This is a genomic window from Asanoa sp. WMMD1127 (assembly GCF_029626225.1).
Classification (GTDB): domain Bacteria; phylum Actinomycetota; class Actinomycetes; order Mycobacteriales; family Micromonosporaceae; genus Asanoa.
Map to the genome: position 1 here is coordinate 1,096,249 of NZ_JARUBP010000001.1, position 26,166 is coordinate 1,122,414.

At 71.9% G+C, this 26,166-nt stretch carries 25 protein-coding genes; 8 read left to right on the forward strand and 17 right to left on the reverse strand.

Annotation, left to right across the window (positions count from 1 at the left end; all coding sequences use genetic code 11):
• Positions 1-30 precede the first annotated feature (30 nt).
• Positions 31-255: a DUF3107 domain-containing protein gene (locus tag O7635_RS05465; protein ID WP_278079314.1), complete on the forward strand. Its 225-nt coding sequence runs from the start codon at positions 31-33 to the stop codon at positions 253-255.
• Positions 256-261: 6 nt separating this feature from the next.
• On the opposite strand, the gene O7635_RS05470 is transcribed toward O7635_RS05465, so the two are convergent.
• The gene (locus tag O7635_RS05470; RefSeq protein ID WP_278079315.1) at positions 262-936 is read right to left on the reverse strand and encodes a ferritin-like fold-containing protein; all 675 of its coding nucleotides are present in this window, start codon (positions 934-936) and stop codon (positions 262-264) included.
• 250 nt (positions 937-1,186) lie between these two features.
• Here O7635_RS05470 and O7635_RS05475 point away from each other — a divergent pair, with 250 nt between their 5' ends.
• Positions 1,187-2,839 carry a DEAD/DEAH box helicase gene (locus tag O7635_RS05475; RefSeq protein WP_278079316.1) on the forward strand — a complete coding sequence of 551 codons (1,653 nt, stop codon included), beginning with the start codon at positions 1,187-1,189 and terminating at the stop codon, positions 2,837-2,839.
• Between the two features lie 68 nt (positions 2,840-2,907).
• On the opposite strand, the gene O7635_RS05480 is transcribed toward O7635_RS05475, so the two are convergent.
• On the reverse strand, positions 2,908-3,672 hold the full coding sequence (locus O7635_RS05480) for a hypothetical protein (RefSeq protein ID WP_278079317.1): 765 nt from the start codon (positions 3,670-3,672) through the stop codon (positions 2,908-2,910).
• 1,359 nt (positions 3,673-5,031) lie between these two features.
• Entirely contained in the window at positions 5,032-5,670 is a 639-nt protein-coding gene (locus O7635_RS05485) for a biliverdin-producing heme oxygenase (RefSeq protein ID WP_278079318.1), read from the reverse strand.
• A gap of 89 nt (positions 5,671-5,759) precedes the next feature.
• Here O7635_RS05485 and O7635_RS05490 point away from each other — a divergent pair, with 89 nt between their 5' ends.
• Both O7635_RS05490 and O7635_RS05495 read left to right on the forward strand, forming a co-directional pair.
• Positions 5,760-6,743: an MBL fold metallo-hydrolase gene (locus tag O7635_RS05490; protein WP_278079319.1), complete on the forward strand. Its 984-nt coding sequence runs from the start codon at positions 5,760-5,762 to the stop codon at positions 6,741-6,743.
• A 2-nt stretch (positions 6,744-6,745) separates the two neighbouring features.
• A complete protein-coding gene (locus O7635_RS05495) occupies positions 6,746-7,888 on the forward strand; it encodes an SAM-dependent methyltransferase (protein WP_278079320.1) in 1,143 nt (380 codons plus the stop codon).
• Here the strand turns inward: O7635_RS05495 and O7635_RS05500 are convergent.
• Positions 7,885-8,280: a hypothetical protein gene (locus O7635_RS05500; RefSeq protein ID WP_278079321.1), complete on the reverse strand. Its 396-nt coding sequence runs from the start codon at positions 8,278-8,280 to the stop codon at positions 7,885-7,887. The genes O7635_RS05495 and O7635_RS05500 overlap by 4 nt on opposite strands.
• A 347-nt stretch (positions 8,281-8,627) precedes the next feature.
• On the opposite strand from O7635_RS05500, the gene O7635_RS05505 reads away from it, so the two are divergent.
• Entirely contained in the window at positions 8,628-9,035 is a 408-nt protein-coding gene (locus tag O7635_RS05505) for a helix-turn-helix domain-containing protein (protein ID WP_278085373.1), read from the forward strand.
• 54 nt (positions 9,036-9,089) lie between these two features.
• Here the strand turns inward: O7635_RS05505 and O7635_RS05510 are convergent, their stop codons facing one another.
• The 3 genes from O7635_RS05510 to O7635_RS05520 are packed head-to-tail and all read right to left on the reverse strand — an operon-like array spanning position 9,090 to position 10,648.
• Positions 9,090-10,082 (reverse strand): hypothetical protein, encoded by a 993-nt coding sequence (locus tag O7635_RS05510; RefSeq protein ID WP_278079322.1) that lies wholly within the window; start codon positions 10,080-10,082, stop codon positions 9,090-9,092.
• On the reverse strand, positions 10,075-10,293 hold the full coding sequence (locus O7635_RS05515; RefSeq protein ID WP_278079323.1) for a heavy-metal-associated domain-containing protein: 219 nt from the start codon (positions 10,291-10,293) through the stop codon (positions 10,075-10,077). Before O7635_RS05515 ends, O7635_RS05510 begins: the two co-directional genes overlap by 8 nt.
• A gap of 43 nt (positions 10,294-10,336) precedes the next feature.
• Positions 10,337-10,648: a metal-sensitive transcriptional regulator gene (locus O7635_RS05520; RefSeq protein ID WP_278079324.1), complete on the reverse strand. Its 312-nt coding sequence runs from the start codon at positions 10,646-10,648 to the stop codon at positions 10,337-10,339.
• Between the two features lie 88 nt (positions 10,649-10,736).
• Here O7635_RS05520 and O7635_RS05525 point away from each other — a divergent pair, with 88 nt between their 5' ends.
• On the forward strand, positions 10,737-11,705 hold the full coding sequence (locus O7635_RS05525; RefSeq protein ID WP_278079325.1) for a C40 family peptidase: 969 nt from the start codon (positions 10,737-10,739) through the stop codon (positions 11,703-11,705).
• Here the strand turns inward: O7635_RS05525 and O7635_RS05530 are convergent.
• From O7635_RS05530 to O7635_RS05570, 9 genes are all read right to left on the reverse strand, one after another.
• Positions 11,702-13,804 carry a DEAD/DEAH box helicase gene (locus O7635_RS05530; protein WP_278079326.1) on the reverse strand — a complete coding sequence of 701 codons (2,103 nt, stop codon included), beginning with the start codon at positions 13,802-13,804 and terminating at the stop codon, positions 11,702-11,704. The two genes, O7635_RS05525 and O7635_RS05530, sit on opposite strands and share 4 nt — an antisense overlap.
• A gap of 40 nt (positions 13,805-13,844) precedes the next feature.
• Positions 13,845-15,437 carry an asparagine synthase-related protein gene (locus O7635_RS05535; RefSeq protein ID WP_278079327.1) on the reverse strand — a complete coding sequence of 531 codons (1,593 nt, stop codon included), beginning with the start codon at positions 15,435-15,437 and terminating at the stop codon, positions 13,845-13,847.
• Positions 15,438-15,446: 9 nt separating this feature from the next.
• Complete coding sequence (locus O7635_RS05540; RefSeq protein ID WP_278079328.1) at positions 15,447-16,352, reverse strand: DUF5715 family protein; 906 nt, start codon at positions 16,350-16,352, stop codon at positions 15,447-15,449.
• 138 nt (positions 16,353-16,490) lie between these two features.
• A complete protein-coding gene (locus tag O7635_RS05545) occupies positions 16,491-17,606 on the reverse strand; it encodes a branched-chain amino acid ABC transporter permease (RefSeq protein ID WP_278079329.1) in 1,116 nt (371 codons plus the stop codon).
• Positions 17,603-18,493 (reverse strand): branched-chain amino acid ABC transporter permease, encoded by an 891-nt coding sequence (locus tag O7635_RS05550; RefSeq protein WP_278079330.1) that lies wholly within the window; start codon positions 18,491-18,493, stop codon positions 17,603-17,605. The genes O7635_RS05545 and O7635_RS05550 overlap by 4 nt, the downstream gene beginning before the upstream one ends.
• Positions 18,493-19,221: an ABC transporter ATP-binding protein gene (locus O7635_RS05555; protein ID WP_278079331.1), complete on the reverse strand. Its 729-nt coding sequence runs from the start codon at positions 19,219-19,221 to the stop codon at positions 18,493-18,495. Before O7635_RS05555 ends, O7635_RS05550 begins: the two co-directional genes overlap by 1 nt.
• Positions 19,218-19,970 (reverse strand): ABC transporter ATP-binding protein, encoded by a 753-nt coding sequence (locus O7635_RS05560; RefSeq protein WP_278085374.1) that lies wholly within the window; start codon positions 19,968-19,970, stop codon positions 19,218-19,220. Before O7635_RS05560 ends, O7635_RS05555 begins: the two co-directional genes overlap by 4 nt.
• 16 nt (positions 19,971-19,986) lie before the next feature.
• Positions 19,987-21,192 (reverse strand): substrate-binding domain-containing protein, encoded by a 1,206-nt coding sequence (locus tag O7635_RS05565; protein ID WP_278079332.1) that lies wholly within the window; start codon positions 21,190-21,192, stop codon positions 19,987-19,989.
• A gap of 120 nt (positions 21,193-21,312) precedes the next feature.
• Positions 21,313-22,437 carry a glycerophosphodiester phosphodiesterase gene (locus O7635_RS05570; protein WP_278079333.1) on the reverse strand — a complete coding sequence of 375 codons (1,125 nt, stop codon included), beginning with the start codon at positions 22,435-22,437 and terminating at the stop codon, positions 21,313-21,315.
• 68 nt (positions 22,438-22,505) lie between these two features.
• Here O7635_RS05570 and O7635_RS05575 point away from each other — a divergent pair, with 68 nt between their 5' ends.
• A complete protein-coding gene (locus tag O7635_RS05575) occupies positions 22,506-23,840 on the forward strand; it encodes a potassium transporter TrkG (RefSeq protein WP_278079334.1) in 1,335 nt (444 codons plus the stop codon).
• Positions 23,833-24,501, forward strand: coding sequence for a TrkA family potassium uptake protein (locus tag O7635_RS05580; RefSeq protein ID WP_278079335.1), 669 nt, complete (start codon positions 23,833-23,835; stop codon positions 24,499-24,501). Before O7635_RS05575 ends, O7635_RS05580 begins: the two co-directional genes overlap by 8 nt.
• On the opposite strand, the gene O7635_RS05585 is transcribed toward O7635_RS05580, so the two are convergent.
• Positions 24,498-26,126 carry a serine/threonine-protein kinase gene (locus O7635_RS05585; protein WP_278079336.1) on the reverse strand — a complete coding sequence of 543 codons (1,629 nt, stop codon included), beginning with the start codon at positions 26,124-26,126 and terminating at the stop codon, positions 24,498-24,500. The two genes, O7635_RS05580 and O7635_RS05585, sit on opposite strands and share 4 nt — an antisense overlap.
• Positions 26,127-26,166: the final 40 nt, after the last annotated feature.

Consider the following 26,166-nt stretch of genomic DNA (forward strand, 5'->3'; position numbering starts at 1 on the left):
CGATCGCGCGCCACGACGAGGAGGGCTTCTGTGGAGGTCAAGATCGGCGTGCAGTACGCGCCGCGCGAGCTGGTCATCGAGAGCTCGCAGTCGCCGGCCGAGGTGGAGAAGGCAGTCACCGAGGCGATCGCGAGCGAGGGCACGCTCTCCCTGGTCGACGAGAAGGGCCGCCGGCTGATCATTCCGGTCGACAAGCTGGCCTACGTCGAGATCGCCGAGGCGGCTCGCGGCACCGTCGGTTTCACCGCCCGCTGAGCGCGGCTAGTTGTTGAGGCCCACCGCCGACATGCGGGCGCCGTGGGCGATGGTCATCCGGCGGAACAGGGCCTGAACGGCCGCCTGGTCACCGCCACTCGCGACGATCAAGGTGGTCAGGGCCGCGCGTTGGCCCGCCACCCGGGTCGCCTGCGAGAGCACCTCGCCGACCAGGCGGCGGGCCCACATCGACAGGCGGTGCTTCGTCTTCGGGTCGGCATCGATCGCCGCCCGGATCTCGGTGACCGCGAACTCGTCGTACCTCTTGTCATGAATGACGTCGAGGACGAGCTGGCGGTCCGGGTCGTCGATCAGCTTGGCCATCTCGTGGAAGAAGTCGTCGGCCACGCCGTCGCCGACGTAGGCCTTGGTCAGCGCCTCGAGCCAGTCGCGCGGCTCGGTGGAGTCGTGGTACGCCTGCAACACGTCGACATAGGGCGTCATCGCGACCTCGGGATCGGCGCCGAGCTCGGTCAGCCGGGCCGCCAACCGGCCGTAGTTGGCGATCTCGACGGCGGCCATCTCGCTGAGCGCCGCCCGGTGCCGCAGATCCGGGGCAAATCGGGCGTCGGCCGCCATCCGCTCGAACGCCGACAGCTCGCCGTAGGCCACCATGCCGAGCAGGTCGACCAGGGCTTCCGCCGCAGTCGCGGGCGCCGGCGCCGCAGCTGATCCAGTCACGCCCGCAGGTTACTCCGGGTGGCCGGGCGGCGAGAGTTGCGCCACACGCCTGGCCCCACCGGGCGCATTCGCCTCACGTTCGGCACCGTTGCCTGGGCAATCCGGTAACATGGTCACGTTAGCCGTGGGCGGACTTGACCCCCCGGCACGCGTGTGCGGCCCGCGACTCCTTCGCGTGTGGCCCGCGCGATTCCATATCGCGCCCTACGACACGACGGGGCGCACCACGAGAGGGCACCCCGACAACCACATGAGTGACTTGATCGAACCCGCGGGCGACGCGCTCGTCCCGAACGCGCCGACCCGATCCGACTCCCCCACCTTCGCCGAGCTAGGCGCCCGCCCCGAGACCGTCGAGGCGCTGTCCGCCGCCGGCATCACCCACGCTTTCGCCATCCAGGAGTACGCGCTTCCGATCGCGCTCCGCGGCACCGACCTGATCGGCCAGGCCCCCACCGGCACCGGCAAGACCCTCGGCTTCGGCGTGCCACTGCTGGAGCGGGTCTTCGCGCCGGGCGAGGGCTCCGACGGCGTGCCGCAGGCCCTGGTCGTCGTACCCACGCGTGAACTTGGTCTGCAGGTCGCCAAGGACCTCGCCGCCGCCGGGCGCACCCGCGGCGTCCGGGTCCTGCCGATCTATGGCGGCGTCGCCTACGAGCCGCAGATCGAAGCCCTGAAGAGCGGTGTCGAGATCCTGGTCGGTACGCCCGGCCGGCTGCTCGACCTGGCCAAGCAGAAGCAGCTCCGGCTCGACCGGGTGCACGCGCTGGTCCTCGACGAGGCCGACCGCATGCTCGACCTGGGCTTCCTCGACGACGTCGAGAAGATCCTCGCGATGCTGCCCGAGGACCGGCAGACGATGCTGTTCTCCGCGACCATGCCGGACCCGATCGTGGCACTGTCGCGGCGGTTCCTGCGCCACCCGGTCACGATCCACGCCGGGCACACGGCCGAGACGGGCCCGTCGCCGCAGACGCAGCAGCTGGTCTATCGCACCCACTCGCTCAACAAGAGCGAGGTCGTCGCCCGCATCCTGCAGGCACAGGGCCGGGGCCTGACCATGATCTTCACGCGTACGAAGCGAGCGGCCGACCGGCTGGCCGAGGACCTCGACTTCCGCGGCTTCGCCGTCGCGGCCGTCCACGGCGACCTCGGCCAGGGCGCCCGCGAGCGGGCCCTCCGCGCCTTCCGCGCGGGAAAGATCGACATCCTGGTCGCCACCGACGTCGCGGCCCGCGGCCTGGACGTCTCGGGCGTCACCCACGTGATCAACTACGACTGCCCGGAAGACCAGGACACCTACACGCACCGCATCGGCCGCACAGGCCGCGCCGGCGCCACCGGCGTAGCGGTCACGTTCGTCGACTGGGACGACATGCCGCGCTGGCGGATCATCGACAAGACCCTCGGCCTCGACATGCCGGAGCCGCCGGAGACCTACCACACATCGGCGTGGCTCTACGAGGACCTCGACATCCCGACCGACGTGACGGGCACGCTCCCGACGGCGGAGCGCACCCGCGCCGGCCTGTCGGCGGAGAAGGAAGAGGACCTGGGCGGCGGCCGCCGCCGGGGCCCAGCCGCCCGCACGGAACGCCCGGCCCGCAGCCGCTCCCGCTCCCGCCGCCGCGGCGCGGACTCGCCCGCGGACAGCGGCGACACGGTCGTGGCCGACACGGAGGACACGCAGACGCCGGCGGACCGCCGCCCCCGCCGCCGCCGCCGCGCCGGCCAGGTGGTCTCGGGCGATGCGGCCGCAGCCGCAGCCGCATCCGCCGACGAGCCGTCAGGCGTCGCGGTAGCCGAAGCGGACGGTGCCGACCCAGCCGCCAAGCCACGCACCCGCCGCCGCCGCCGCGCCCGCGGCAACGGCGGCGCCGCAGCCGCCAACACGGAGGCCTGAGCGCCGTAACGAAGCGAGGCAAGGGCAAGCCGCCCTTGCCTCGCTTCGTCTTTGCCGGCCGACCCCGCTCAGCCGCAGGCGTGGCTGTGTGCGAGGTCGACCAAACTGGCCGCTCCTGCCGGGCAAGGTCTCGCGGGCTGACCAATGCCGACCGGGCTGACCGCCTCTACAACGGCCATAGTCCCGGACCGGTCCGCCGTCGCCTCGCCGACCGCCGTCATGAACCGGACAGCAGCCGCCCCCGCGAACGCCGTCACGATGCGGCCCGCGGACGCCAGCCCTACCGCCGACACCAGCGCGACCGCAGCCGGAAACGGGAACGCGCGCGCGAACCGGACCGCCGTCGCGAGCCATACCGGGTTCACGAACCGGACCGCAGTCACGAACGTGACCGCCGTCGCCACCCCGAGGATCGCCGCGAACGGGAACGCCCGCGCAAACCGGACCGCACTCACCAACATGACCGCCCCCGCCACCCCGACCGCCGCCGCTAACCGCTGCGCCCACGCACACCAGACCGCACTCACCAACATGACCGCCCCCGCCACCCCGACCGCCGCCGCTAACCGCTGCGGCCGCGCGAACCGGACCGGCAACACCAGCCGACCGCCGCCGCGAACGGGGAACGCACTCGCGAACGGGCACGTTCTGGCGAACCGGACTGTTGACGCGAGCCCTACCGCCGTCGCGAACCGGACCGCAGTCACGAACCGGACCGCGCTCGCGAACCGGACTGCCGAAACCAGCGCGACAGCCGCCGCGAACGAGAGCGCCCTCGTGAGCCGGACCGCCGTCGCTGGCTGGACCGCTGTCGCCAGCGCGACCGCCGTCACGAACCTGACCGCCGTGGCCGGCACGACCGTCGCCGGCCCCGCCGGCGTGGCCGGCGCGACCGCTGTCGCCAAACGGACCGCTGGCGCGAGCCGGGGCCGCCGTCGTTAGTGGCGTAACAGCTTCGGCAACGATCAGCGGGCCGGGCTGAGAAGTAACTTCGCCTAAGCCCGCCGACTGCGGCCTGGTGGCGGCAACGGCCTCGGTCACCCTCGCGACCGGGCTCACCGTCTCGACCGAAGTAGCGACCTCGACATCAGCCGCGGTGTCGACCGCGCTCGCCCTATCGGCCGGGCTTACCGCTTCCAGCGAAATCGCCGAGCTCGTCGACTCGGGATTTAAGCCACACCGTGGCCTAGGCGCGTGCCGACCTGCCGGGGAAAGCCGAGCGACGTCAGCCTGCGGGGCACTGAGCCATTGTTCCGGACCTCTGCTCTCGCGATTCCGGCGCAGTTTTTCCGCGTGGCGTTGCGCCAAACCCCATGCCCGATGACGTTGATGCGCACGGCGAAAATGCTCTCGCTCTGGGGAGAAGTTGCGGGATCTGGTTCGATCGCGCATAACAGCCAACTCACCGCTGGTGAACAACTGGAGCTGCCGCATATCTCCATTGTCCTCGCTCGAGCCGGCTCGTAATATAGTTGCGAGAGAATTAGGTGTGCCAATCTTAGTATTCCAAAAAGTATCCAGCCGACTTCGAGCAGGCCGTGGCAGTGGGTTGGGATCTGACCGGCCGATCGGCTGCTGCAGCGTTGATCAACCACGTGCGCCATGCGCGTCAAGCCGGCAATCCAAACTGACCAGCCCTTCGGCCCAGCGTGCTATGAGTCGCAGTTGCAACAACCGCCACCATGGCTAACCAGCGTCGAGGTCGCAGTCGTCGCTTCGCTCCCGAAAGTTCGACTACCGGGGCGTTCCGCCGTGCGATGCGCCGAATGGCCTAACTCAGGCCGCGAGATATCCGAAAACGGCGCGGTTGTGGCGGAAGTCAGAAGTAAAGCCCCAGGGTTCCCGGAGGAGACGCCGTTTGTCGCGGAAAGGCCTAGCGCCAGATCGCGACGCTTCCGAAAGAGGCGCCGTTTGTCGCGGAAAGGCCCAGCAACCACAACCGCAAACACTTCCGAAAGAGGCGCCATTTGTCGCGGAAAGGCCCAGCGCCACACCGCAACGCTTCCGAAAGAGGCACCGTTTGTGGCGAAGCGGCCTAGAGCCAGGCCGCAAGGTCATCAAGACGGCGCTTGTGACGGAAAGGTCTAAAGTCAGCCGCGAGGCTTCCGAAGAGGGCGCCGTTATAGCGGAAGAACCAAAGTCAGGACGCGAGGCTTCCGAAGAAGGTGCGGTTGTAGCGGAAAGGCCCACAGTCAGGCCGCGAGGTTTTCGAAGACGGCGCGGTTGTGGTGGAAGGCTTGCTTTACCTCCGAGATGAAGCGGTTCTGCTCCGCAGCCGACCACGGTGCCGCGTCGAGTAGTTCGCGGTAGCGGCGCTTTACCGCGCCAGCCGCCACCCCCGGGAATTCGTAGAAAGACGTGCCCGCGGCGCCCACGCCGTATTCGCGGCGGAGGGCTCGCTTGACCATCTGGCCGCCCGACAGGTCGCCCAGGTAGCGGGTGTAGTGGTGGGCGACGAACGACGGCGCGTCCGTGAAGGCCACCTCCCGTAGCCGCGACAGATAGTCGCGGGTCGCCGGGAGCGGTGAGATCTCCGTGCGCCAGCCCGACCCACGCAGATGGTGCAGATCAGCGCACAGGGCCGGCAATCGGTCAAGGCCGAAGGCGACAAACGACCCCGCCACCGGATCCGAGCGCAGCGCCGCCGCGGCCTGCTCCAGGGTCTCGTAGATGAAATAGTGCTGGCTCGCCAGCCGCGCATAAGCCCCGACGTCCAGGCGCCCCGCCATCAGGTCCGTGACGAACGGCGTTGTCTCGGCCGCCTCGTGGTCGGCGCGGGTCAGGGACCGGACCCGGGCCGCGAGGCCCACCTCCGTGTCGGCGTTGATCATGGCGCCTCCGAACGAGCAGAACCAGCCGGAGCCTGAGCTTAGGTCACCCTAACTTGACGGTCCAGTGGTGTCCCGCCGACGGTGGGTACATGTTCGATCCGAACCGGGTGCGCCGCCGCCTGGAAGCAGCCCGCCGCAGCGCGCGCGACTGGCCGCCCTCCTTCGCCGACCGGCTGACCGCCCCGCTGCCCAGCGGCCGCGACGTCGCGAGAATGGCGCGCGAGAAGCGGCCCGACGCAGCCAGCCGCCGACGCGCCGGGCGCGCGATCGCCCAGCAGCCACAACCAAAGCTCCACGAGCCCGACCCGAACACCACCGCCGTGACCTGGATCGGGCACGCCAGCTTCGTCCTGCAGACCGGCGGCCTCACCATCCTCACCGACCCCGTCTGGTCGCGGCGGATCCCGCCGTTCATCACCCGCTACACCGCCCCGGGCGTGGCCTGGGAAGGCCTGCCGAGGATCGACGCGGTGCTGATCTCCCACAACCATTACGACCACCTCGACGCCCCGACCATCAGCCGGCTGCCCCGCGACACGCCGATGCTCGTACCCGCGAATCTGGGTTGGTGGTTCCGCCGCCGCGGCTTCCGTGACGTGACCGACCTCGACTGGTGGGAGGTCCGGCGGATCGGCCCGGTCACGTTCACGTTCGTCCCGGCGCACCACTGGAGCCGCCGCAGCCTCGCCGACACCAACAAGAGCCTCTGGGGCGGCTGGATCATCGCGGCCGAAGGCCAACCCAAGATCTACTTCGCCGGCGACACCGGGTACGGCAGCCGGTTCGCCGAGATCGCCGACCGCCAGTCCGGCATCGAACTGGCTTTGCTGCCGATCGGGGCGTACGAGCCGCGCTGGTTCATGCGCAACCAGCACATGGACCCCGAGGAGGCCGTCCAGGCGGCCGCCGACCTCGGCGCGCGCCGCGTATCCGGGATGCACTGGGGCACCTTCGTCCTCAGCACCGAGCCGCTGTTGGCGCCGGTGGAGCGGCTCGCCACCGCCTGGCACGCGGCCGGACGTGACGCTGACGACCTGTGGCGGCCGGCGATCGGCGAGACGCGGACAATGTAGGCATGCCCGAAGACCTCTCCACCGCCCTCGCCGAGGTGCGCGGCCTGCTGCTCGACCCCGGCCTCACCCGGGCGGTCGCGGCCGGCCGGCGCCGGGGTGCGACGCCGTCGGTGGTCCGGGCCGAGCTCCGCCCGGTCGCGCTCAAGGCCGGCCGCCGGCTGCAGATCGTCACCAACGACGGCGCCCGCCCGCACACCCGCAACGTCGCCCCGGGTCGCGAGGCCGACGAGGCCGTCGACGCGCTGCTCGCCGAGCCGTTCGGCAACTGGCACGTCGAGAGCGCCGGCACGACCGTGCAGCTGCGGGTGACCAAGAAGGGCGACGCCCAGGTGCACCGCCAGGCCGCCGCGACCACCCCACAGACCCACGACCACGATCGCGTACGCCAGCACCTGCTCGACCCCGGCGACCCGCTCTGGGAGGTGATCGGCGGCACCGCGGCCAAACGCCGCCAGGTCGACGCTTTCCTCCGCGCCCTCGCCGCCACCCTGCCCACCGACGGGCTGCCGCAGCCGTTGCGGGTCGTCGACCTGGGCTGCGGCAACGCCTACCTGACGTTCGCGGCCTACCGCTACCTGACCGCGGTGCGCGGGCTCGAGGTCGAGATGACCGGTGTGGACGTACGCGAGGACCAGCGCGACCGCAACACCCGGCTGGCCGCCCATCTGGGCTACGCGGGCCCGCTGCGGTTCGCCGCCGGCACCATCCTGGACGCGGCGGTCGACCCCGCGCCCCACCTCGTGCTCGCGCTGCACGCCTGCGACACCGCCACCGACGAGGCGCTGCACCGCGCCGTCGGCTGGGGCGCCGAGTGGATCCTGGCCGCGCCCTGCTGCCACCACGACATCGCCGCGCAGCTGCGGCGGCAGCCCGCGCCGGGGCCGTACCAGCTGATCACCGGGCAGGGCATCCTGCGCGAGCGCTTCGCGGACGTCCTCACCGACTCGCTGCGCGCCGCCCTGCTCCGCGAGCGGGGCTACCGGGTCGACGTGACGGAGTTCATCGACTCCGCGCACACGCCGCGAAACCTGCTGCTGCGGGCCCGCCGCACGGGCCAAACCGGGCCGAGCCACGAGTACGAAGAGCTGGTCACCGCCTGGCAGGTGCGCCCGAGGCTGGCGGAGCTCCTCGCCGACCGAGGCTAGCGACGGCGCTCGGGGCCCTCGCGGCTCGGCCAACCGCCGGAGTCGTCCGGCACCGCGCTCGGAAAACGCACGACATTGTCGGAGTCGTCGTCCTGGTGGGCCAGGAACGCGGTGTTCCAGGAAATCTCGACGAGGGTCTTCTTCAGCTCGGCGTGCCGATCGGCGGCGTTGGCCTGCAGGGCGATCCGGATGCCCAGAATCACGCCGACGAGCGTGGTGGTAATCGCGCCGGCGGCCGCGAACAGACCCCAACCGGTGAGCGGCCCATCCTGTATGGCGAGGACGAGCAGCCAGATCCAGAAGGCCAGCGCGAAAATCGCTGCCTTGATGACGAAGAACAGGCTTATGACGCCGGGTCGATAGGGAACCGGGCGGTCTTCTGGTTGGGCCATAGTCGCATCCCGTCGTTCTCCACTCTCGGGGCGTGAGCATAGACGATGGGTAACGGTCTGGTAAGTCACCGGAGTGGGCGCACGCTGACGGTGTGGTGTCCCGCCGACCCCCCGCCGGCGGGACACCACACCGGCACCACGGGCCGAGGGCTCGTGGACGCAACGCGGACGGTGCGCGGTCGGACACTGTGGGGAGGGTCCCACGCACGGGTCCCGGTGCGGTTCTGGACCGACTGTAGGGCAGTCCCGCGGACGGGACTAATAGGCCGAACGGCCCGTTGCATTCTCGGCCCCACGGGTTACCCTTTCCGGTGACGATTCTCGACCGCGGGGAGGGCGACCGGCCGATGGCCACGGATGACTCGCCGCAGGCAGCGTTCGCACGCTTCGTCCGGCGGGCCGTTGACGACGCGAAGAATGCCCGTGGCTGGACGGTCAACGACCTCGCTTCGGAGACCGGCGTCGGTCGATCGACCCTTTTCCGCTGGCTGGCCGGCGACTGGCACGACTATCCCGAGCTCGCCAAGGTGCAAAACTTCTGCGCGGCGCTCGACGTGCCCGTTTCGGCGGCGTTCCGGGCGCTCAACATGCCGGGCCGCGCGCCGGGCACGACCGCCCGGCCGAGCCGGGTCGACAAGGACCTCCAGGTCATTCTCGACCGGCTCACCGACCCGACCGTTTCCGCGGCGGAGAAGCGGCACATCCGCGAAGCGCTGCGCCGCCTCGCCACTCGCCCGATCCGAAAGACGGCTTAGGGCCGACCGACGCGGCCGGGCCCGGCCGCCGCCTGGCGGCGGCCGGACGGGGCACTAGCCGACGTTCACAGTGAACTCGGCCGTGTGCACCTGGCCGGCCACCTGGAAGTCGAAGTACGCCCGGTAGTTGCCCGGGCTCGGCACCGCCAGCCAGAACTTGACCGTTCCCGGCGTCCGCTGCTCGTCGGGGTGGACGTGTAGGTAGCCGAGGTCGTTCTCGCGCAGCACCACGAGATGCCCGAAGGACCCCAGGTAGGGCTGCAGGTCGGTGACCGGGGCGCCGTTGCGGAACACCCGGAACTGCAGCGGCTGGGTCGCGCCGACCGTCGGGGTGCCCTCGTAGGTGACGGTGAACTCGCCCGTCGTCGCCTCGCGCGCCGGGGCGGGCAGCGCCCGGGGCGCGTAGTCGCCGGCCACGACCAGGTCGGCGCCGAGGGTCGCGGCGATCTGGGCGCCGGCCGAGTCGACGATCGTGAAGTCCGCGACCGCTCGCCACAGCCCCGGCTCGCCGAGGGTCAGCGGGATGCTCCAGGTGCCGTCGGCGGCCATCGTCGGGTGCAGGTGCTGATAGCCGGAGAGGTCGCGCCGGGCCACGATCAGGTGGAGCTGCTTCTCGTGGACGACCGCGAACTGGGTGACCGGCTGCCGCTGCGGCCCCTGCACGGTGAACCGGAAGTCGGCCGGCTTGCCCGCGGTGAACGTGGTGGCCGCCGGCACGAGCGTGTAGCCGCTGCCGCTCAGGCTCAGCCCGCCGAGCTCCGCGCCGGCCGTCGCGGTCATGCCGCTGCTGCCGTGGTCGTGCTCGCCGGTGCCGGGCGCGTGCGCGTGGCCGGCGTTGGGATCGGCGGACGGCATCGCCATCCCGCCGGCCGCGGCGGCGCCGTCGGCCGGTTGCGCGTCGCCGCCGGTCAGCTTGCCGAGGCCGAAGCCACCGACCAGCGCGAAGACGAGCCCAGCGACGAACAGGCCGAGCCGCAACCCGGCGCGATCCGGCCCAGGGGGCGCGGCGGCGGCCGGGCGGCTCTTGGTGCGCGCGGCCTCAGGCATCGGCGGCGGCCAGCTCGTAGCCGGCCTCGTCGACCGCGGCCCGCACGTCGCCGGCGGCCAGCGGCGCGTCGCTGGTCACCGCGACCGCACCGGTCGCCAGGTCGATCCGCACGTCGGTGACGCCCGGCAGGGAACGCAGCTCGCCGGTCACCGCGTCGACGCAGTGGGCGCAGGTCATGCCGGTCACGGTGTAGGTGGCGGTGCTGGACACGGGGTTACCTCCGGACGGGGACGGGATCAGGAGCCGGACGGGATCAGGAGCGGACGAGCCGGGCGATCGCTTCCGACGCCTCTTTCACCTTGGCCGACGGGTCGGTGCCGTTCTCGGCGGCCTCCATGACGCAGTGGGCGATGTGCCCCTCGAGCAGCCCCACGGCCACGGCCTGGAGCGCCTTGGTCGCCGCGGAGATCTGGGTCAGCACGTCGATGCAGTAGGTGTCGTCTTCGACCATCCGGTGGACCCCGCGAACCTGACCCTCGATGCGCCGGAGGCGACTCAGCAGGGCCTGCTTGTCGGCGGCGTACCAGTAAGGGCCGTTGCCGGCGGTCTCGTCGTTGACGGTCATGCGCTCGAATATACCCCCCGGGTGTATCCGCGCCTAGTCGGATTTGCCCGCATAGTGGCTTACGCCCCAGCCGACTCGTTAACCGATCGTGCCGATCATCACACGAGGCGCGCACCGCACGTTGACCGCGGCGGCCGCCCTGCTCGCCGTGCTCGGTCCGCTGGCCGCGCCGGCCGCCGCCAACCCGTCCGCCGACGAGGTCAAGAAGCGGCTCAAGAGCGCCACCCACCAGCTCGAGGTGGTCGTCGAGCAATACAACGACCTGAAGTTGGAGGTCAAGCGCGGGCGCGCCGAGGCGGAGCGGCTCCGCACCGGGATCGCGCCGCTGGAGGCGGTCGCGCAGGCCCGCAGCGCCGAGGTGGGCACGATGGCCGCGGCGGCGTACCGGACCGGTCGGGCGGCCAACGTCATCGGGCTGCTGCATTCCGGCTCGCCGCAGGCGCTCGGCAACGGGTTGGCCATGCTGGAAGCCCTCGGCACCCAGCGCGGCCGCGCGATCGAGGCGCTCGAGGCGGCCAACGCCAACGTGGCCGCCGCGCAGGAGTCACTCAACGCGCTCGCCGCCCGCGAGAAGGTCCAGGGCGCGAAGCTGCTGTCGAAGAAGCGGCACATCGAGGGCGAGATCGCGAGGCTCGACGCGCTCCGCTTCGACCTCGGCGTCACGGACCTGCCGCCGGTGCTCGAGGACCCACCGCCGCTGCCGCCGGGCGCCGCGAGCGCCGCGGTCCGGTTCGTCTACGCCCAGCTCGGCAAGCCCTACGTGTGGGGCGCCTCCGGACCCGAGGGCTACGACTGCTCGGGCCTGACGGCGGCCGCCTGGCGGGCCGCCGGCGTCGACCTGCCGCACAACGCCCGAGCCCAGTACGGCGCCGTCGCCCACGTCGGCCGCGGCCAACTGCGCCCCGGCGACCTGGTCTTCTACTACGGCAACATCCAGCACGTCGGGATGTACGTCGGCGCGGGCCGGATCATCCACGCCCCCCAGCACGGCGAGCGCATCAGGTTCGACCGGGTCGACTACCAACCCGTCCACGGGTACGGGCGACCGCGCCGCTAACCGGCCACGCCCAACGCCAACGGCAACACCGACGGGGCGCCCGCCGCCCGCAGGTCGCGCGCGACGATCGTCATCGTCCAGCCGGAGTCGACCAGGTCGTCGACCAGCAGCACCGGGCCGTCCACTGCGGACAGTGCGGCGGCCAGGTCCGGCGGGAGCTGGAACGCTCCGTGCAGGGCGCGTACCCGCTGCGCGCTGTTGCCGCGGGCGCCGCCACCGGACGGCGGCGCCTGCGGGCCCGGCTCGACCAGCCCGAGCAGCGGCAGCCGGCCGATCTCGGCGATCCGGGCGGCCAGCGACCCGACCAGCTGCGGCCGCCGGCGGGACGCGATGCCGACCACCGCCACCGGTCGCCGGGCCCACGGGTCGTCGCCCCGCGACCAGTCCTTGAGCACCTCGACGACCGCCCCGGTGACGTCGTCGGGCAGTGGGCGGTCGGGGGCGTCCGGGCTCAGCAGGTCGCGCAGGCGGCTGCCCCAGCCCAGGTCGGAGAGGCGTCCGACGGCCCGGCCGGGGGCGGCCTGCTCGTCGGCGCTCAGCTTGCCGCGCACCTCGGAGAGGCCGGTCGGCCAGAGCTTCTTGGGCGCGATCCCGACCCCGGCCCGGCCGAGGAACGCCTCCGCGGCGGCCAGGGCCGGCCCGGACACCTCGGCGGGCGCGAACGGCCCGGCGCAGTTGTCGCAGCGCCCGCACGGCGCCGCTCCGGGATCGTCGAGGCTGCGCCGCAGGAACTCCATCCGGCAGCCGGCCGTCGCGACGTAGTCGCGCATGCTCTGCTGCTCGGTCTCGCGAGCGGCGGCGACGCGGCGCAACCGGGCGGTGTCGTAGACCCACGGCTCGCCGGTGGACACCCAGCCGCCGCGAACCCGGCGCACCGCGCCGTCGACATCGAGCACCTTGAGCATCATCTCGAGGCGCGTGCGGCGCAGGTCGACCATCGGCTCCAGCGCCTGGGTCGACAGCGGCCGGCCGGCGGCGTCGAGGGCGTGCAGCACGTCGCGCACCTGCTGCTCGGGCGGGAAGGCCAGCGAGGCGAAGTAGCGCCAGATCGCCGCGTCCTCGCGGCCCGGCAGCAGCAGCACGTCGGCGTTGCGCACGGCCCGGCCGGCCCGGCCGACCTGCTGGTAGTAGGCGATCGGCGAGGGCGGCGCGCCCAGGTGCACGACGAAGCCGAGGTCAGGCTTGTCGAAGCCCATGCCGAGGGCCGACGTGGCGATCAGCGCCTTGAGCTTGTTGTCGAGCAGGTCCTGCTCGGCCTGCTGGCGGGCCGCGTCGTCGGCCTGGCCGGAGTAGGAGGCCACGGGGAAGCCGCGCTGGCGCAGGAAGTCGGCGGTCTCGGTGGCCGCCGCCACGGTCAGCGTGTAGACGATGCCGGAGCCGGGCAGCGTCTCGAGCTGGTCGGCCAGCCAGGCCAGCCGATGCGCCGGCGAGTCGAGCGAGACGACGCCGAGGCGCAGCGAGTCGCGCTCCAGGGAGCCGCGCAGCACCAGCGCGTCGCCGAGCTGGTCGGCCACGTCGTCGGTGACCCGCTGGTTGGCCGTGGCGGTGGTGGCCAGCACGGGCGTGCCGGGCGGCAGCTCGGCCAGGAACGTGCGCAGCCGCCGGTAGTCGGGGCGGAAGTCGTGGCCCCAGTCGGAGACGCAGTGCGCCTCGTCGACCACCAGCAGGCCGGTGGTCGAGGCGAGCTTGGGCAGCACGTTGTCACGGAAGTCGGGGTTGTTGAGCCGCTCGGGACTGATCAGCAGAAGATCGACGCTGCCCGCGACCACGTCGGCGTGGATCGCGTCCCACTCGTCGAGGTTGGCGGAGTTGATCGTGTGGGCCCGGATGCCGGCCCGCTCGGCCGCCTCGACCTGGTTGCGCATCAGCGCGAGCAGCGGGGAGACGATCACGGTGGGCCCGGCGGCGCCGGAGGCTCGGAGCAGCGCGGTGGCGACGAAGTAGACCGCGGACTTGCCCCACCCGGTGCGCTGCACGCAGAGCACCCGCCGCTTCTCCTCGACCAGGGCCGAGATGGCCCGCCACTGGTCGTCGCGCAGCCTCGCGTGCTCCCCCGCGAGCCGGCGCAGGATCTCCTCTGCCCGCTCCCTCACCCGCACAGTTCTACCAGGGAGGGCCCCGAAGAGCCCTCCCACAGCGTCAGTACGGCGCCCGGGCGCCGGTGAACCAGCGCAGCGCCCCCGCGAAGTCGCGGGCGTGCTCCAGCAACGTGTAGTCCTGCCGGACGGCAGCCTCGCGGATCGCCGCGTCGAGGTCGTTGCCGCACTTCATCAGCACATGGTCGAAGTCGCGGCGGAGCGGTTCCAGCAGCCCGTACCCGAAGGAGTGGTGCACCCCGGCGAACCGCGCCTTGTAGAGCCGGGCGCGCTCGTGCAAACCCGACGAGTAGGACATCGGATTCTTGGGCCGCTGCCGGATGTAGTCGGGCAGGATGTCGGCGAACGCCTCCCGCACGATCCACTTCTCCTTGCCGTTGCGCATCTTCAGCGACAGCGGCATCCGCATGGCCAGCTCGACGAGGGCCAGGTCCAGGAACGGCACCCGGGCCTCGACGCCCTGTCCCATGCTGGTGCGGTCGACGCGCTGGAGCTCCGTACGACACAGGTTGCGGATCTTGTGCAGGAACAGCCGGCGGGCCGCGGCCGGGCCGACCTCGTGATACATCGGGTAGCCGCCGAACAGCTCGTCGGAGCCGTCGCCGGTGAGCACCACCTTGACGCCGGTCTCGTGCACCCGGCGGAACAACGGCACCGACACCACCGCGTTGATGATGTCGCCGTACTCGGACAGCTCGCCCATCCGGATCGCTTCCCGGATCTCGCCCATCCGGATGTCCCGGGGCCGCAGCTCGACGACCTCATGGTGTACGCCGAGGTCGCGGGTGAGCCGCTTGGCGTAGTCGAGGTCCGGGCTGCCGGGCGCGCCGACCGTGAAGGCCACGCAGTCGGGGTGCATCTCGCGCACCTGGAGCAGCGTGAGCGAGCTGTCCAGGCCGCCGGAGAGCACGACGCCGACGGTGAGGTCGGTGTCCACGCGTACCCGGATGCTGTCCTGCAGTGCCGCCCGGACCAGCTTCGCCGCCTCGTCCGCGTCCTCGATCGGCACCTGGTCCTCACCGAGCCGGAGCAGGTCGACGTACGGGTTCAGCCGCGGCCCGGTGACCGGGGTGGCCCAGCCGTGGTGGCCGGGCGGCACCTCGGCGATCCGCGCACCGACCGGCACCAGCGCCTTGACCTCCGACGCGATGTGGAGACGGCCGCCGCGGCGGGACCAGTAGAGCGGCTTGACGCCCAACGGGTCGCGGGCCACGAAGACCCGCCCGGTGGCCCGCTCGACGATCGCGAACGCGAACTCGCCGCGCAGCTTGCCGACCGCGGCCTCGCCCCACTCCAGGAACGCCTCGAGGACGACCTCGGTGTCGCTCTCGCTGTGCAGCTCTCGGCCGGCGGCGATCAGCTCCGCCCGCAGCTCGCGATAGTTGAAGACCTCACCGTTGTAGCAGAGGACCCAGGCGTCGTCGGGTGAGACCCACGGCTGCACCGCGCGGTCCCGGTCGACGATCCGCAGTCGCTGGGTGCCGGCGAGCAACCCCGTCGCCGGCCCCCCGCCGATCGTCCGCAAACTCTCCGGCAGCTCCTCCTGGACGTCGCCGCGCGGCGTCAGGGACTCCAGCATCCGCCGGAAGAGCGCGGGGTCGGCATCGTTGCCGACGATGAGCGCGATACCGCACACGGTGTCGGGTCACCTTCTCCCGGTCTCGTACCTGGTGGCGAACTCCCTTTGCAGTTCAGCGACCGCGACGGGGCTGACGCAGACGTGCCAGGCCTGCCCCTCGTCGATCACGTTGACGTCGCCGGCGGCTTGCCGCTCGAGCAGCACCTTCTCCAACGCCGTGCGCGCGGAGAACCGCTCGAACCAGGCCATCTCCACGTCGACGGCCCAGCCCACGCAGTGCGCGCTGGGCGACATCGCGGCGTAGCCGAGGTCGCGCAGGTGCTGCTGGTGGCGGACGCTGCGGGTCATGCTCGTGACCCAGAGCGCCGGCGTGCCGTGCGGCGCCTGCCGCTGGAAGTCGGCGGCGACCTGCCCGAGCAGCGCGATCGTCTCCGGCCGGCTGTAGGTGAACCGCAGGCCGGCCGTCCGCGGCCAGCGGTCCGGCGCGACCCGGCGGGCCAGTGCCCGCGCCGCGCGGGTCGCGAACGTGCGCGGCTGCCGCCGGTAACGGAACGGGAGCAGGCCGGCCCGCCGCAGCTTCTCGATGTCGATCAGGTCGGGCGAGGTGAGCACGTCGTCGGTCGTCGCGAACGGCGTGGTCTGCCCCCACCACATCGCCTCGACCTGGGCCAGCAGGAAGATCCGCACCTGGGCCGCCAGGTCGGCGGCGGAGCTGCGGCTGCTCGGCTTGTAGTTGCGGACCTCGTTGAGCAGCCATTCCACCGTTCCGGTGAGGCCGCGGGGCGTCACCGAGAGCACAGCCGTGAAGTTGGGCTCGACGAGCCGTTCGATGAGAATGGTCTCGGCCTTCGCGGTGTCACCGGGCTCGACGCCCGGTCCACTGTGTCCGGCGAGTTCGATGAGCAGGCTCTCCACGGCTTCGCGATAGGCGACCAGGTCGGGCCCGTTCACCGCGGGCCGTGGCGTAGGCAACCGTTTTCGCTGCTCGTTCTTGACGGCGTTCGCGGGTATCCGAGTCGTCATGTGGGCCCCCCGTCCTTCCCCCGTAACAGGCGGGTATTCCGGATCCGAGCCTAATGACGGTTTCGACCGGAAGAGGGCGAATGACGCTTATGACACCGTTTCACCTTTTCTGCGCGAGTCCAGGGCCGCGCGGAGCGGCGCGACGCGGGACTTGAGGCTGGCGAGGCCGCCGGGGAAGAAGTAGACGGCCAGGATGAAGATGACGCCCAGCACGAACAGCGGCTGGCCGAGCGGGCCCGGCAGGTCGGCGGACAACGACGTCAACCGGTGGTCCAGATACATGTAGAGGATGCCGCCCAGCACCGGACCCCAGCGCGTGCCCGGTCCGCCGAGCACGACCATCACCAGCAGCGAGAGGGTCAGCTCGGAGCTGGTCACGTGCGGCGAGGCGCCGCCGACGACCAGCACGTAGACCACGCCGCCGAGGGCCGCCAGCGCGCCGGCCAGGGTGAAGGCGACGAGCTTGTAGCGATAGGGATCCAGGCCGAGCACGCCTACCCGGCGCTCGTCGTCGCGCAGGCCGGCGAGCACCCGGCCGGTCGGCGAGGCGGCCACCCGGGACACCACGAGCACGACCACGGCCAGGTACGCCAGCGCGAGCCAGTAGAGGTTGACCGTGTTGGCCACACCGAGCAGGAAGTCGGGCAGGCCGTCGGTGGCCAGCGGCAGGCCTTCCTCGCCACCGGTCAGGCCACCGAAGTCCCGGGCCACCAGGATCGCGCCGACCTGGGCGAAGGCGAGCGTCACCATGGCGAACGCGATGCCGGTCGTCCGCAGCGCGATCGCGCCGAGCAGGGCCGCCAGGGTGGCGCTGCCGACCAGCGCGAACAGCGCCGCCGACCACAGCGGCAGGCCCGCCCGGGTGACCAGCACGTCGGTGCCGTAGATGCCGGCCGCGAAATAGAGCGCGTGCCCGAACGAGAGCAGGCCCGTGCGGCCGAACAGGAGGTCGTAGCTGGCCGCCAGCCCGCCGAAGACCAGACAGATCGCGAGCAACTGCAGGTTGCCGTACGAGTTGAACGGGCCGTCGAGGATGCCCGGCACCGGCAGCCGGAAATAGGGCAGGATGGCCGCCACCAGCAGCGCGACCAGCGGGCCGAACGCCAGCAGTCGGCGCCAGCCGGGCTGGGCCGGTGCCGTGTCGAGCTCCGGCGGCGTGGCCGCGGGCGGCGCCTCGGCGCTCACCGGGACAGCCTGGGTCATGCCGTGACCGCCCTTCCGGCGATGCCCTGCGGCCGGACCAGCAGCACGATCGCGAGCAGCGCGACCACGCAGATGTCGCCGAGCCCGGCGGTGCCGTAGTAGTTGACGAACTGCTGCAGCAGGCCGACCGCGACCGCTGCGTAGGCGGAGCCGACCACCGATCCCATCCCGCCGATCACCACGACGATGAACGCGAAGATCAGCAGCGAACCGCCCTGTGCCGGCGACACGGATCCGAAGTAGACACCGCCCAGCGCGCCGGCCAGCGCCGCGGCCGCACCGCCGATCGCGAACACGAGCGTGAACGCCTTGCGCACGTCGATGCCGAGCGCGGTGACCATCTCCCGGTTCTCGACACCGGCCCGGATCACCAGGCCCACGCGGGTGAACCGCAGGAACAGCAGGAGCAGCGCCAGCACGGCGGCGGCGGCCAGCACCAGCAGCAGGGAGGCGTTGGGGATGTTGGCGCCGCCGATGCCGGTGACGCCGCGGGTCCACTCCGGGCGCGGGAACGGCCGCGGGTCGGCGCCCCAGGTCGCCTGGAGCAGCGCGACCCCGGCCAGCGACAGGCCGACGGTGACCAGCACCTGCTCGATCGTCCGGGAGTAGAGCGGCCGGATCAGCACGAGCTCGACCAGGGCCGCGACCACCGCGCCGGCGACCACCCCGAAGGCGGCGGCGAGCACGAAGCCGAACCCGGTCGGCCCGGCGCCCGGCAGATGGCCGGCGGCCCACCAGGTCGCGTACGCGCCGACCGAGAGGAACAGCCCGTGCGCGAAGTTGAGCACGTCGGCCAGCCCGAAGACCAGCGACAGCCCGGACGCCACGAGGAAGTAGAGCGCGGCCAGGCCCAGCCCGGTCAGCGTGAGCAACACGAACGTCGACATCAGGCGTGCACCCCAGCACTTCCGACGCCCAGCAGCGCCTTGGTCAGCTCCGGCTCGCCGAGCAGCCGGTCGGCCGGGCCGGTCCAGGCGACCCGACCGGCGGCGAGGACCACCGCGTCGTTCGCCAGGCGCCGCACCACGGCCAGGTTCTGCTCGACGAGCAGCACCGGCACCTGTTCGGCGACCGCCGCCAGCGCCTCGGCCACCTCCGTCACCACCCTCGGCGCCAGGCCCTTGGTCGGCTCGTCGACCAGCAGGAGCGTGTTGTCGGCGAGCAGCACCCGGCCGATCGCCAGCATCTGCTGCTGCCCGCCGGAGAGGGTGCCGGCCCGCTGCCGGGCCCGCTTCTTCAGTTCGGGAAACAGGTCGAACACGCGGTCGTACGCCGGCGCGGCGCCGGCCCGCTCAGCCAGCCGCAGGTTCTCGGCCACCGTGAGGCCGGCGAACACGCACCGGTCCTCGGGCACGTAGCCGAGGCCGGCCCGGACCAACCGGTGGGTCGGCGTGCGCAGCGCCTCGACGGCGCCGAAGCGCGCGGAGCCCGACACCTCGCCGCCGCGCGGGGTGAGCCCGACCAGCGCCCGCAGGGTGGTGGTCTTGCCGACGCCGTTGCGGCCGAGGAGGGCGGTGACCCCGGTGGGCGCCACGGCGAACGAGACGCCCTGGAGGATGTGCAGCCCCGCGATGCGTACGCTCAGATCGGCGACCCGCAGGATCGGCTCGCTCACAGGCCCTCCCCCAGGTATGCCTCCTGGACGCCCTGGTGCGCCATCACGGCGTCGGGGGTGTCGCAGGCGAGCAGCGCGCCGTGGTGCATGACGGCGATCCGGTCCGCCAGCTCGAGGATCACGTCCATGTGGTGCTCCACCATGAGGACCGACCGGCCAGTGGCTTCCGCACCCCGGGTCAGGCCGCGGATGACCGCGACCAGCTCCGGCACGTCCTCCGCGCTGACACCGGCCATCGGCTCGTCGAGCAGCAGCACGGTGGGCTCCGCGGCGAGCAGCAGCGCGATCTCCAGCTTGCGCTTCTCGCCGTGCGCGAGCGTGCCGGCCAGGGCGTCGCCGCGGCCGGTGAGGCCGACCCGGCCCAGTGCCTGGTCGGCCGCCTCGGCGACGTCGCGGAAGGCGGCCGCCCGGCGCCACAGGGCCAGCGAGCCGCCACGGTGCGCCTGGACGGCGAGCCGCACGTTCTCGCGTACGGACAGCGAGCCGAACACCGACGACGACTGGAACGTGCGACCCAGGCCCCGCCGCGCCCGGCGGTGCGGCGGTAGCCCGGTGACGTCGTCGCCGCCCAGCCAGACCGTGCCCGCGGTCGGCTTGCGCAACCCGCTGACCAGGTTGAACAACGAGGTCTTGCCGGCGCCGTTGGGCCCGATGACGCCGAGGAACTCGCCGGGGGCGAGGGCGATGTCGACACCGTCGACGATCGCCACCTCGCCCACCCGCCAGGTCAGCCCCTGGGTGCGCAGCACCGGCTCGGCCAACTCCTCAGCCCTTCATCGCGGCCGCCGGCGGGGCGACCTCCTCGGGGGTCAGCGTCTTCTCGAGCTTCGCGGTCAGCTGGTCGCCGCTGCCGGTCAGCGTGGCCTGGAACATCGGCTGCAGCAGCGCGTGGTCCTCGGCGCGGACGGTCACCTTGCCCTTGACACCGTCGAAGCTCCAGCCCTCGAGCGCGGTGACCATCTTGTCGACGTCGTCGCCGCCCTCCTGGACCGCGCGGACGACCATCTGGGCCGCCGTGAAGCCGTCGGGGTGGAACAGGTCGAGCGTGCCGCCGACCGCGGTCTTCGCCGCCTGGGCGGCCGCGTTGTCGCTGGCCCCGTCGAAGTAGTGCGACAGGAACGAGATCTTCGAACCGGCCGCGCCGAACGTCGGCCACGAGGCGCGGATGTCGAGACCGGTGACCACCGTGGTGGAGGCGAGGATGCCCTGCTGGTCGAGGGTCTGCCACATCGCCGGGGCGGTGGTGCCGGCCCAGGCGACGAAGAGCAGGTCCGGCTTGGCCGCCTTGAGCTGGCTCGCGAACGGCGTGAAGTCCGTCGCGCTGGCCGGGGCGAGCACGCTGGTCACGGTCGCGCCGGCGCCGCCGATGACCGCCTTGACCGCGGCCTCGTTGCTCTTGCCGAACGCGCTGTCCTGCCCGAAGACCACGACCTTCTTGCCGGCCGCGTCGCCGATGAACGACTTGGCGGTCATCACGTCCTGGTACGACTGCCGGCCCGAGCGGAACGTGTACTTGTTGACCCCGGTGACCGCGTCGGTGGCGGCCGGACCGGAGATGAACAGCACCTTGTTCTGCGCGGCGAGCGGGGCCACCTGCAGCGCGACGCCCGAGGCGGTCGAGCCGGCGATGATCTTGGTGCCCTTGCCGATCAGGTCCTTCACGGCCGAGACGGCCTTGGCCGGGTCACCGGCGTCGTCGACCTCGGTCACCTCGATGACCCGGTCGCCGACCTTGTTGGTCCCGTTGGTGGCGAACGACAGGCCGGCCTTGAAGCCGTCGCTGTACTGCTTGCCGTAGGACGCCAGCGGACCCGTCTGGGAGTGGACGATGCCGACCTTGACCGGCGCGCTGCCCGCGTCGCCGCCCCCGGAGGCCGTCTCCTGCGGGCTGCCGCAGGCCGTGGCGGCGGTCGCCACGGCTATCACTGTGGCGGCGGTGACGAACGCCCGCCGCATCGCCTTTACCGTCATGGCGACACACGGTAGGTGGATCGATGTGACCCGGACCATGTGGCCCACGCCCATATATGTGCCGTGGAGATGTACGGCGGGGCCCCTCGACGTCGCCGAGGGGCCCCGTCGCTCCGAACGCTAGTGGTGCGACCGCTCCGGGCGGGCGGCGCGGGCGGCGACCGCGGTGTCCGGCTGGTCGGTGAACACACCGTCGAGCCCGAGCGAGAAGAACAGCTCGAACTCGGCCGTGATGTCGCCCCGGGCGTTGGGGTCGGTGCCGATCCGGTGGTCGACGGCCAGGAACTGGTTCTCGACCCGGAACGTCCAGGCGTGCACGTCCAGGCCGGCGCGGTGGGCGTCGCGGACCACGTTGGTGGGCGCCAGCAGCTTGCCGGTCGCGTCCCGCGGCACCAGCAGGTTCTTGTTGGCGCCGATGCCGTCCGCGTACGAGGCGATCCAGCGCAGGTTGGTCGGCGTCACGAGGTCCTGGTAGGTCCGCGCGTCGCCGGCGACGACGAAGTCGTAGGGCTTGCCCGCCGCGTCCAGCAGCTGGGCCAGCCGCACGTCCGTCAGCCGGGCCAGCTTGCGCAGGTTGGCCGTCTCGAACGACTGGATGATGACCGGCGAGCTCTTCCTGGTGAGGCCGTTCGCCCGCAGCACGCGGACCAGCGGCTCCTCGAGCGCGAGCCCGATCGACTGGAAGTAGGTCGGGTGCTTGGTCTCCGGGTAGACGCCGATGGTCCGGCCGGTCCGCCTGCTCTCGGCCTTGGCGAGGTCGATGACCTCCTGCAGGGTCGGGATCGGCAGCTGGCCGTCGAAGGCGGTGTTGGTGACCCGCACCAGCGGCAGCCGCTCCTTGGCCCGCAGCGTCTTGAGCTCGGCGAGCGTGAAGTCCTCGGTGAACCAGCCGGTGACCGCGTTGCCGTCGATCGTCTTGGTGGTCCGGCGGCCGGCGAACTCGGTGTGCGCGGCCACGTCGGTGGTTCCGGAGATCTCGTTCTCGTGCCGGGCGACCAGGTGGCCGTCCTTGGTGGACACGAGGTCCGGCTCGATGAAGTCGGCGCCCTGGCGCACGGCCAGGCGGTAGGACTCCAGCGTGTGCTCAGGGCGGTATCCGCTGGCGCCGCGGTGGCCGATCACCAGCGGCTCGCGGTCGCCGCGGCGGCTGTCGGCGGACGCCGCGGCCGGCAGCAGGCCCGGCGCCGCGATCGCGCCCGCGCCCGCGCCGGCCACGGTGAGAGAAAGTGCAGTACGTCGTCGCATGGGCCGCAGTCAATCGACGTCCGACGACGGGGGCTTGACCGCGCGGTGAACGTGGTAAGAAATGCCTGATGCGCCGCTCACTGCAGCACCCCGCCCGGATCGTGCCGTTGGCGTTCCTCGGCGCCGTCGTCATCGGCACGCTGCTGATGATGCTGCCGGCGGCGCGGGTCGAGCCCGGCGCGACGCCGTTCGTGACGGCGCTGTTCACCGCCACCTCCGCGGTCTGCGTGACCGGCCTCGCCGTGGTCGACACCGCCACCTACTGGACCGGCTTCGGTCAGGTGCTGCTCACCGTGCTCAGCCAGATCGGCGGCTTCGGCATCATGGCGCTGGCCACCCTGCTCGCGCTGCTGGTGTCGCAGCGGCTCGGGCTGCGCAGCCGGCTGATGGCCCAGGCCGAGGACTCGTCGTTGAAGATGGGCGACGTACGCGGCCTGCTGTTCCGGATCGCGCTGACCATGGCCGTCTTCGAGGGCGCCATCACCGTGATCGTCGGCGGTCGGTTCTGGCTGGCGTACGACTACCCGCTCGGCAAAGCCGCCTGGTACGGCCTGTTCCACGCGGTGCAGGCGTTCAACAACGCCGGTTTCGCGCTGTTCAGCGACTCGCTGATGGGGTTCGTCGACGATCCGTGGATCTGCCTGCCGCTGACCATCGGCGTGATCGCCGGCAGCATCGGCTTCCCGGTGCTGTTCGAGCTGTTCCGCGAGTTCGGCACGCCCTCGAAATGGTCGACGCACACCCGGCTGACCGTCTTCGGTGGCGTCGTCCTGCTGGTCGTCGGCTTCTTCACGATCCTGGCGCTGGAGTGGGACAACCCCGGCACGCTCGGCCCGCTGGGCGTCGGCGAGAAGATGTTGACCGCGTTCTTCCAGGACGCGATGACCCGCTCCGGGGGGTTCAATACGGTCGACGTGGGCGCCTTCCACAGCGAGACGCTCGCCGTGTCGACCGGGCTGATGTTCATCGGCGGCGGCAGCGCCAGCACCGCCGGCGGCATCAAGCTGACCACGTTCTTCCTGCTCGCCTTCGTGATCCTGGCCGAGCTGCGGGGCGAGCCGGACGTCGTGATCGGCAACCGGCGGATCGCGGAGAGCACCCAGCGCCAGGCGGTGACGGTGGCCCTGCTCGGCGTCGGCCTCGTCGCGGCCGGCACGTTCGCGCTGCTCGAGGCGACCGAGAACGTCGCGTTCGACGCGGCGCTCTTCGAGGTGACGTCGGCGTTCGCCACGGTGGGCCTGTCCACCGGCATCACACCCCAGCTGCCGACCAATGGCCAGTTGGTCCTGGTCGTGCTGATGTTCATCGGCCGGGTGGGGACAATCGCGGTAGGGTCGGCGATTGCCCTCAACACCCAGCGCCGGCTGTACCGATACCCGGAGGAGCGACCCATCGTTGGCTGACAACGGACGTGGCGACGACAGCGTCGTGGTGATCGGGCTCGGCCGGTTCGGCGGCGCCGTGGCCGGCTCGCTGCAGCAGCTCGGTCACGAGGTGCTCGGGGTCGACAACGACCCCAAGCTCGTGCAGGAGTGGTCGGAGCGGCTGACCCACGTGGCCGAGGCCGACTCGACCGACGAGGACGCGCTGCGCCAGCTCGGCGTCGCCGACTTCACCCACGCGGTGGTCGGCATCGGCACGCACATGGAGCAGAGCATCCTGACCGTGCTGGCCCTGGTGGAGATCGGCGTGCCGCACATCTGGGCCAAGGCGATCTCACAGAAGCACGGCAAGATCCTGTCGTCGGTCGGCGCCCACAAGGTGATCTACCCGGAGTCGGCGATGGGCGACCGGGTGGCCCACCTGATCACCAGTCGCATGATCGACTTCATCGAGTTCGACGACGACTTCGCGCTGGCCAAGACCCGTGTGCCGCAGGCGGCGGTCGGCAAGACCCTGGCCGAGCTGGGGTTGCGGGGCAAGCACGGAGTCACCGTGGTCGGCGTCAAGGAGCCGGGCAAGGAGTTCACCTTCGCCACCCCGGACATGGCGATCCCGCAGAACGCGCTGCTGATCGTGTCCGGCACGGTCAGCAAGGTGCAGAAGTTCGCCGCGACGACCTAGTCGTCGTCGTCCTCGTCCTCGTCGTCCTTGCCCTTGTGGCCGCCAGGCCCTGGGCCCTTGCCGCTCGAGTCGTCCTTTGCCTTTTTGGGCGGCGGCTTCGGCGCCGCCTTGGGCTTCGGCTTGGGCACGGCCGGCTGCTTCGCCGTGGTCGACGTGGTGGTCGTGGTGGTGTGGGTGGTCGTGGTCGCCGTCGAGATCTTCGGCACGCAGAACTCGCCGTCGAGCCGGAACTCCACCGGGAACGCGTTGGACCGCGCATAGTTGCCGGTCAGCCGGATGCCGGCCGAGCCACCGGCCGGCACCGCGGCCGATGCCGCCGCCGGTCGCAGCACGACCGCGCTGCCCTTCTGCTCCAGCTTCGCCGAGGCGACCCGGGTCAGCTTCTGGTCGCCGGGAAACGTGAACGCCAGCGCCCAGTCGTCGACCGGCGCACGGCCGGCGTTGACCACGGTCAGGTCCGCGTCGAAGGCCCGGCCGGAGTCACGGCGCAGCGCATAGCGCACCTCGCACGACGGCTTCTCCGCGGCCGCCGCCACGGGCCCGGCCAGCGCAGCCGTGGTCGTGGCGACGGGTTCGCCCCCGCGGCTCGCCGCGAAGCCGATGCCCGCGGCGCCGACCACGACCACCGCCGCCGCGGTGGAGAGCACCTGCCGACGGCGACCGGTCAGCAGCTGGCGGACCCGCGGCCGGGTCGTCGAGGCGGTGACAATGCCTGCGGCGGGCGCCAACCCGCGCGCCGCCCCGCCGACGGGATCGTCGGTCCGTGGCAGGAACGTCGTGCCGCCGGTCTCCACGGCGCCGCCGACGGGCGCGGGTGACACCGGCCGCGGCACGTGCCCGACCGCGGCGGCCAGCACGTCGCGCACCTCGACCGTGGTCGGCCGGGCGGCGGGGGCCTTGGCCAGGCAGCGCAGGCACAGCTCGGCCACCTCGTCCGGCAACCCGTCGATGGCGGGCAACGGCGCCGGCTCGGCGTGGAGGTGCGCCCGGAGCAGTTCGATGCGCGACCGGCCGGGCCAGGGTAGGCGGCCGGTGAGGCACCGGTAGAGCAGCAGGCCCAGCCCGTAGACGTCGGCCGCGGCCGAGACCTGACCGCCGTCGAGCCGCTCGGGCGCGATGTAGGCCGGCGTGCCGAGCAGCGAGCCGTCGGGACCGACCTCCTGCTCGCCGACCACGGCCGAGATGCCGAAGTCGAGGACCTTGGCGCCGACCGGGGTCAGCATGACGTTGCCCGGCGTGACGTCGCGGTGCACGACGCCGCGGGCGTGTGCGGCGGCCAGCGCCGACGCGATCTCGGCGCCGATCGTCACCGCGTCGCGCCACGGCATCGGCGTGGTCACCGCCGACAGGGGCACGCCGTCGACGAGCTCCATCACGACGTACGGGACGCCGCCGGACTCGCCGTAGTCGTAGACGTTGGTGATGTGGGGGTGGCTCAGCCGCGCGGCCGACTGGGCCTCGGTGCGGATGCGGGCGCGGAACGCCCGGTCGTCGGCGAGCGACGGCGCGAGCACCTTGACCGCGACCTGGCGACCGAGCACCTCGTCGTACCCACGCCAGACCACGGACATGCCGCCCGCGCCGAGCCGCTCCACCAGCCGATAACGGCCGCCCACCCCGCCCATGGCCAGTGTCTTGCCCGCTGGGCGGCGCTTCGAACCCGGG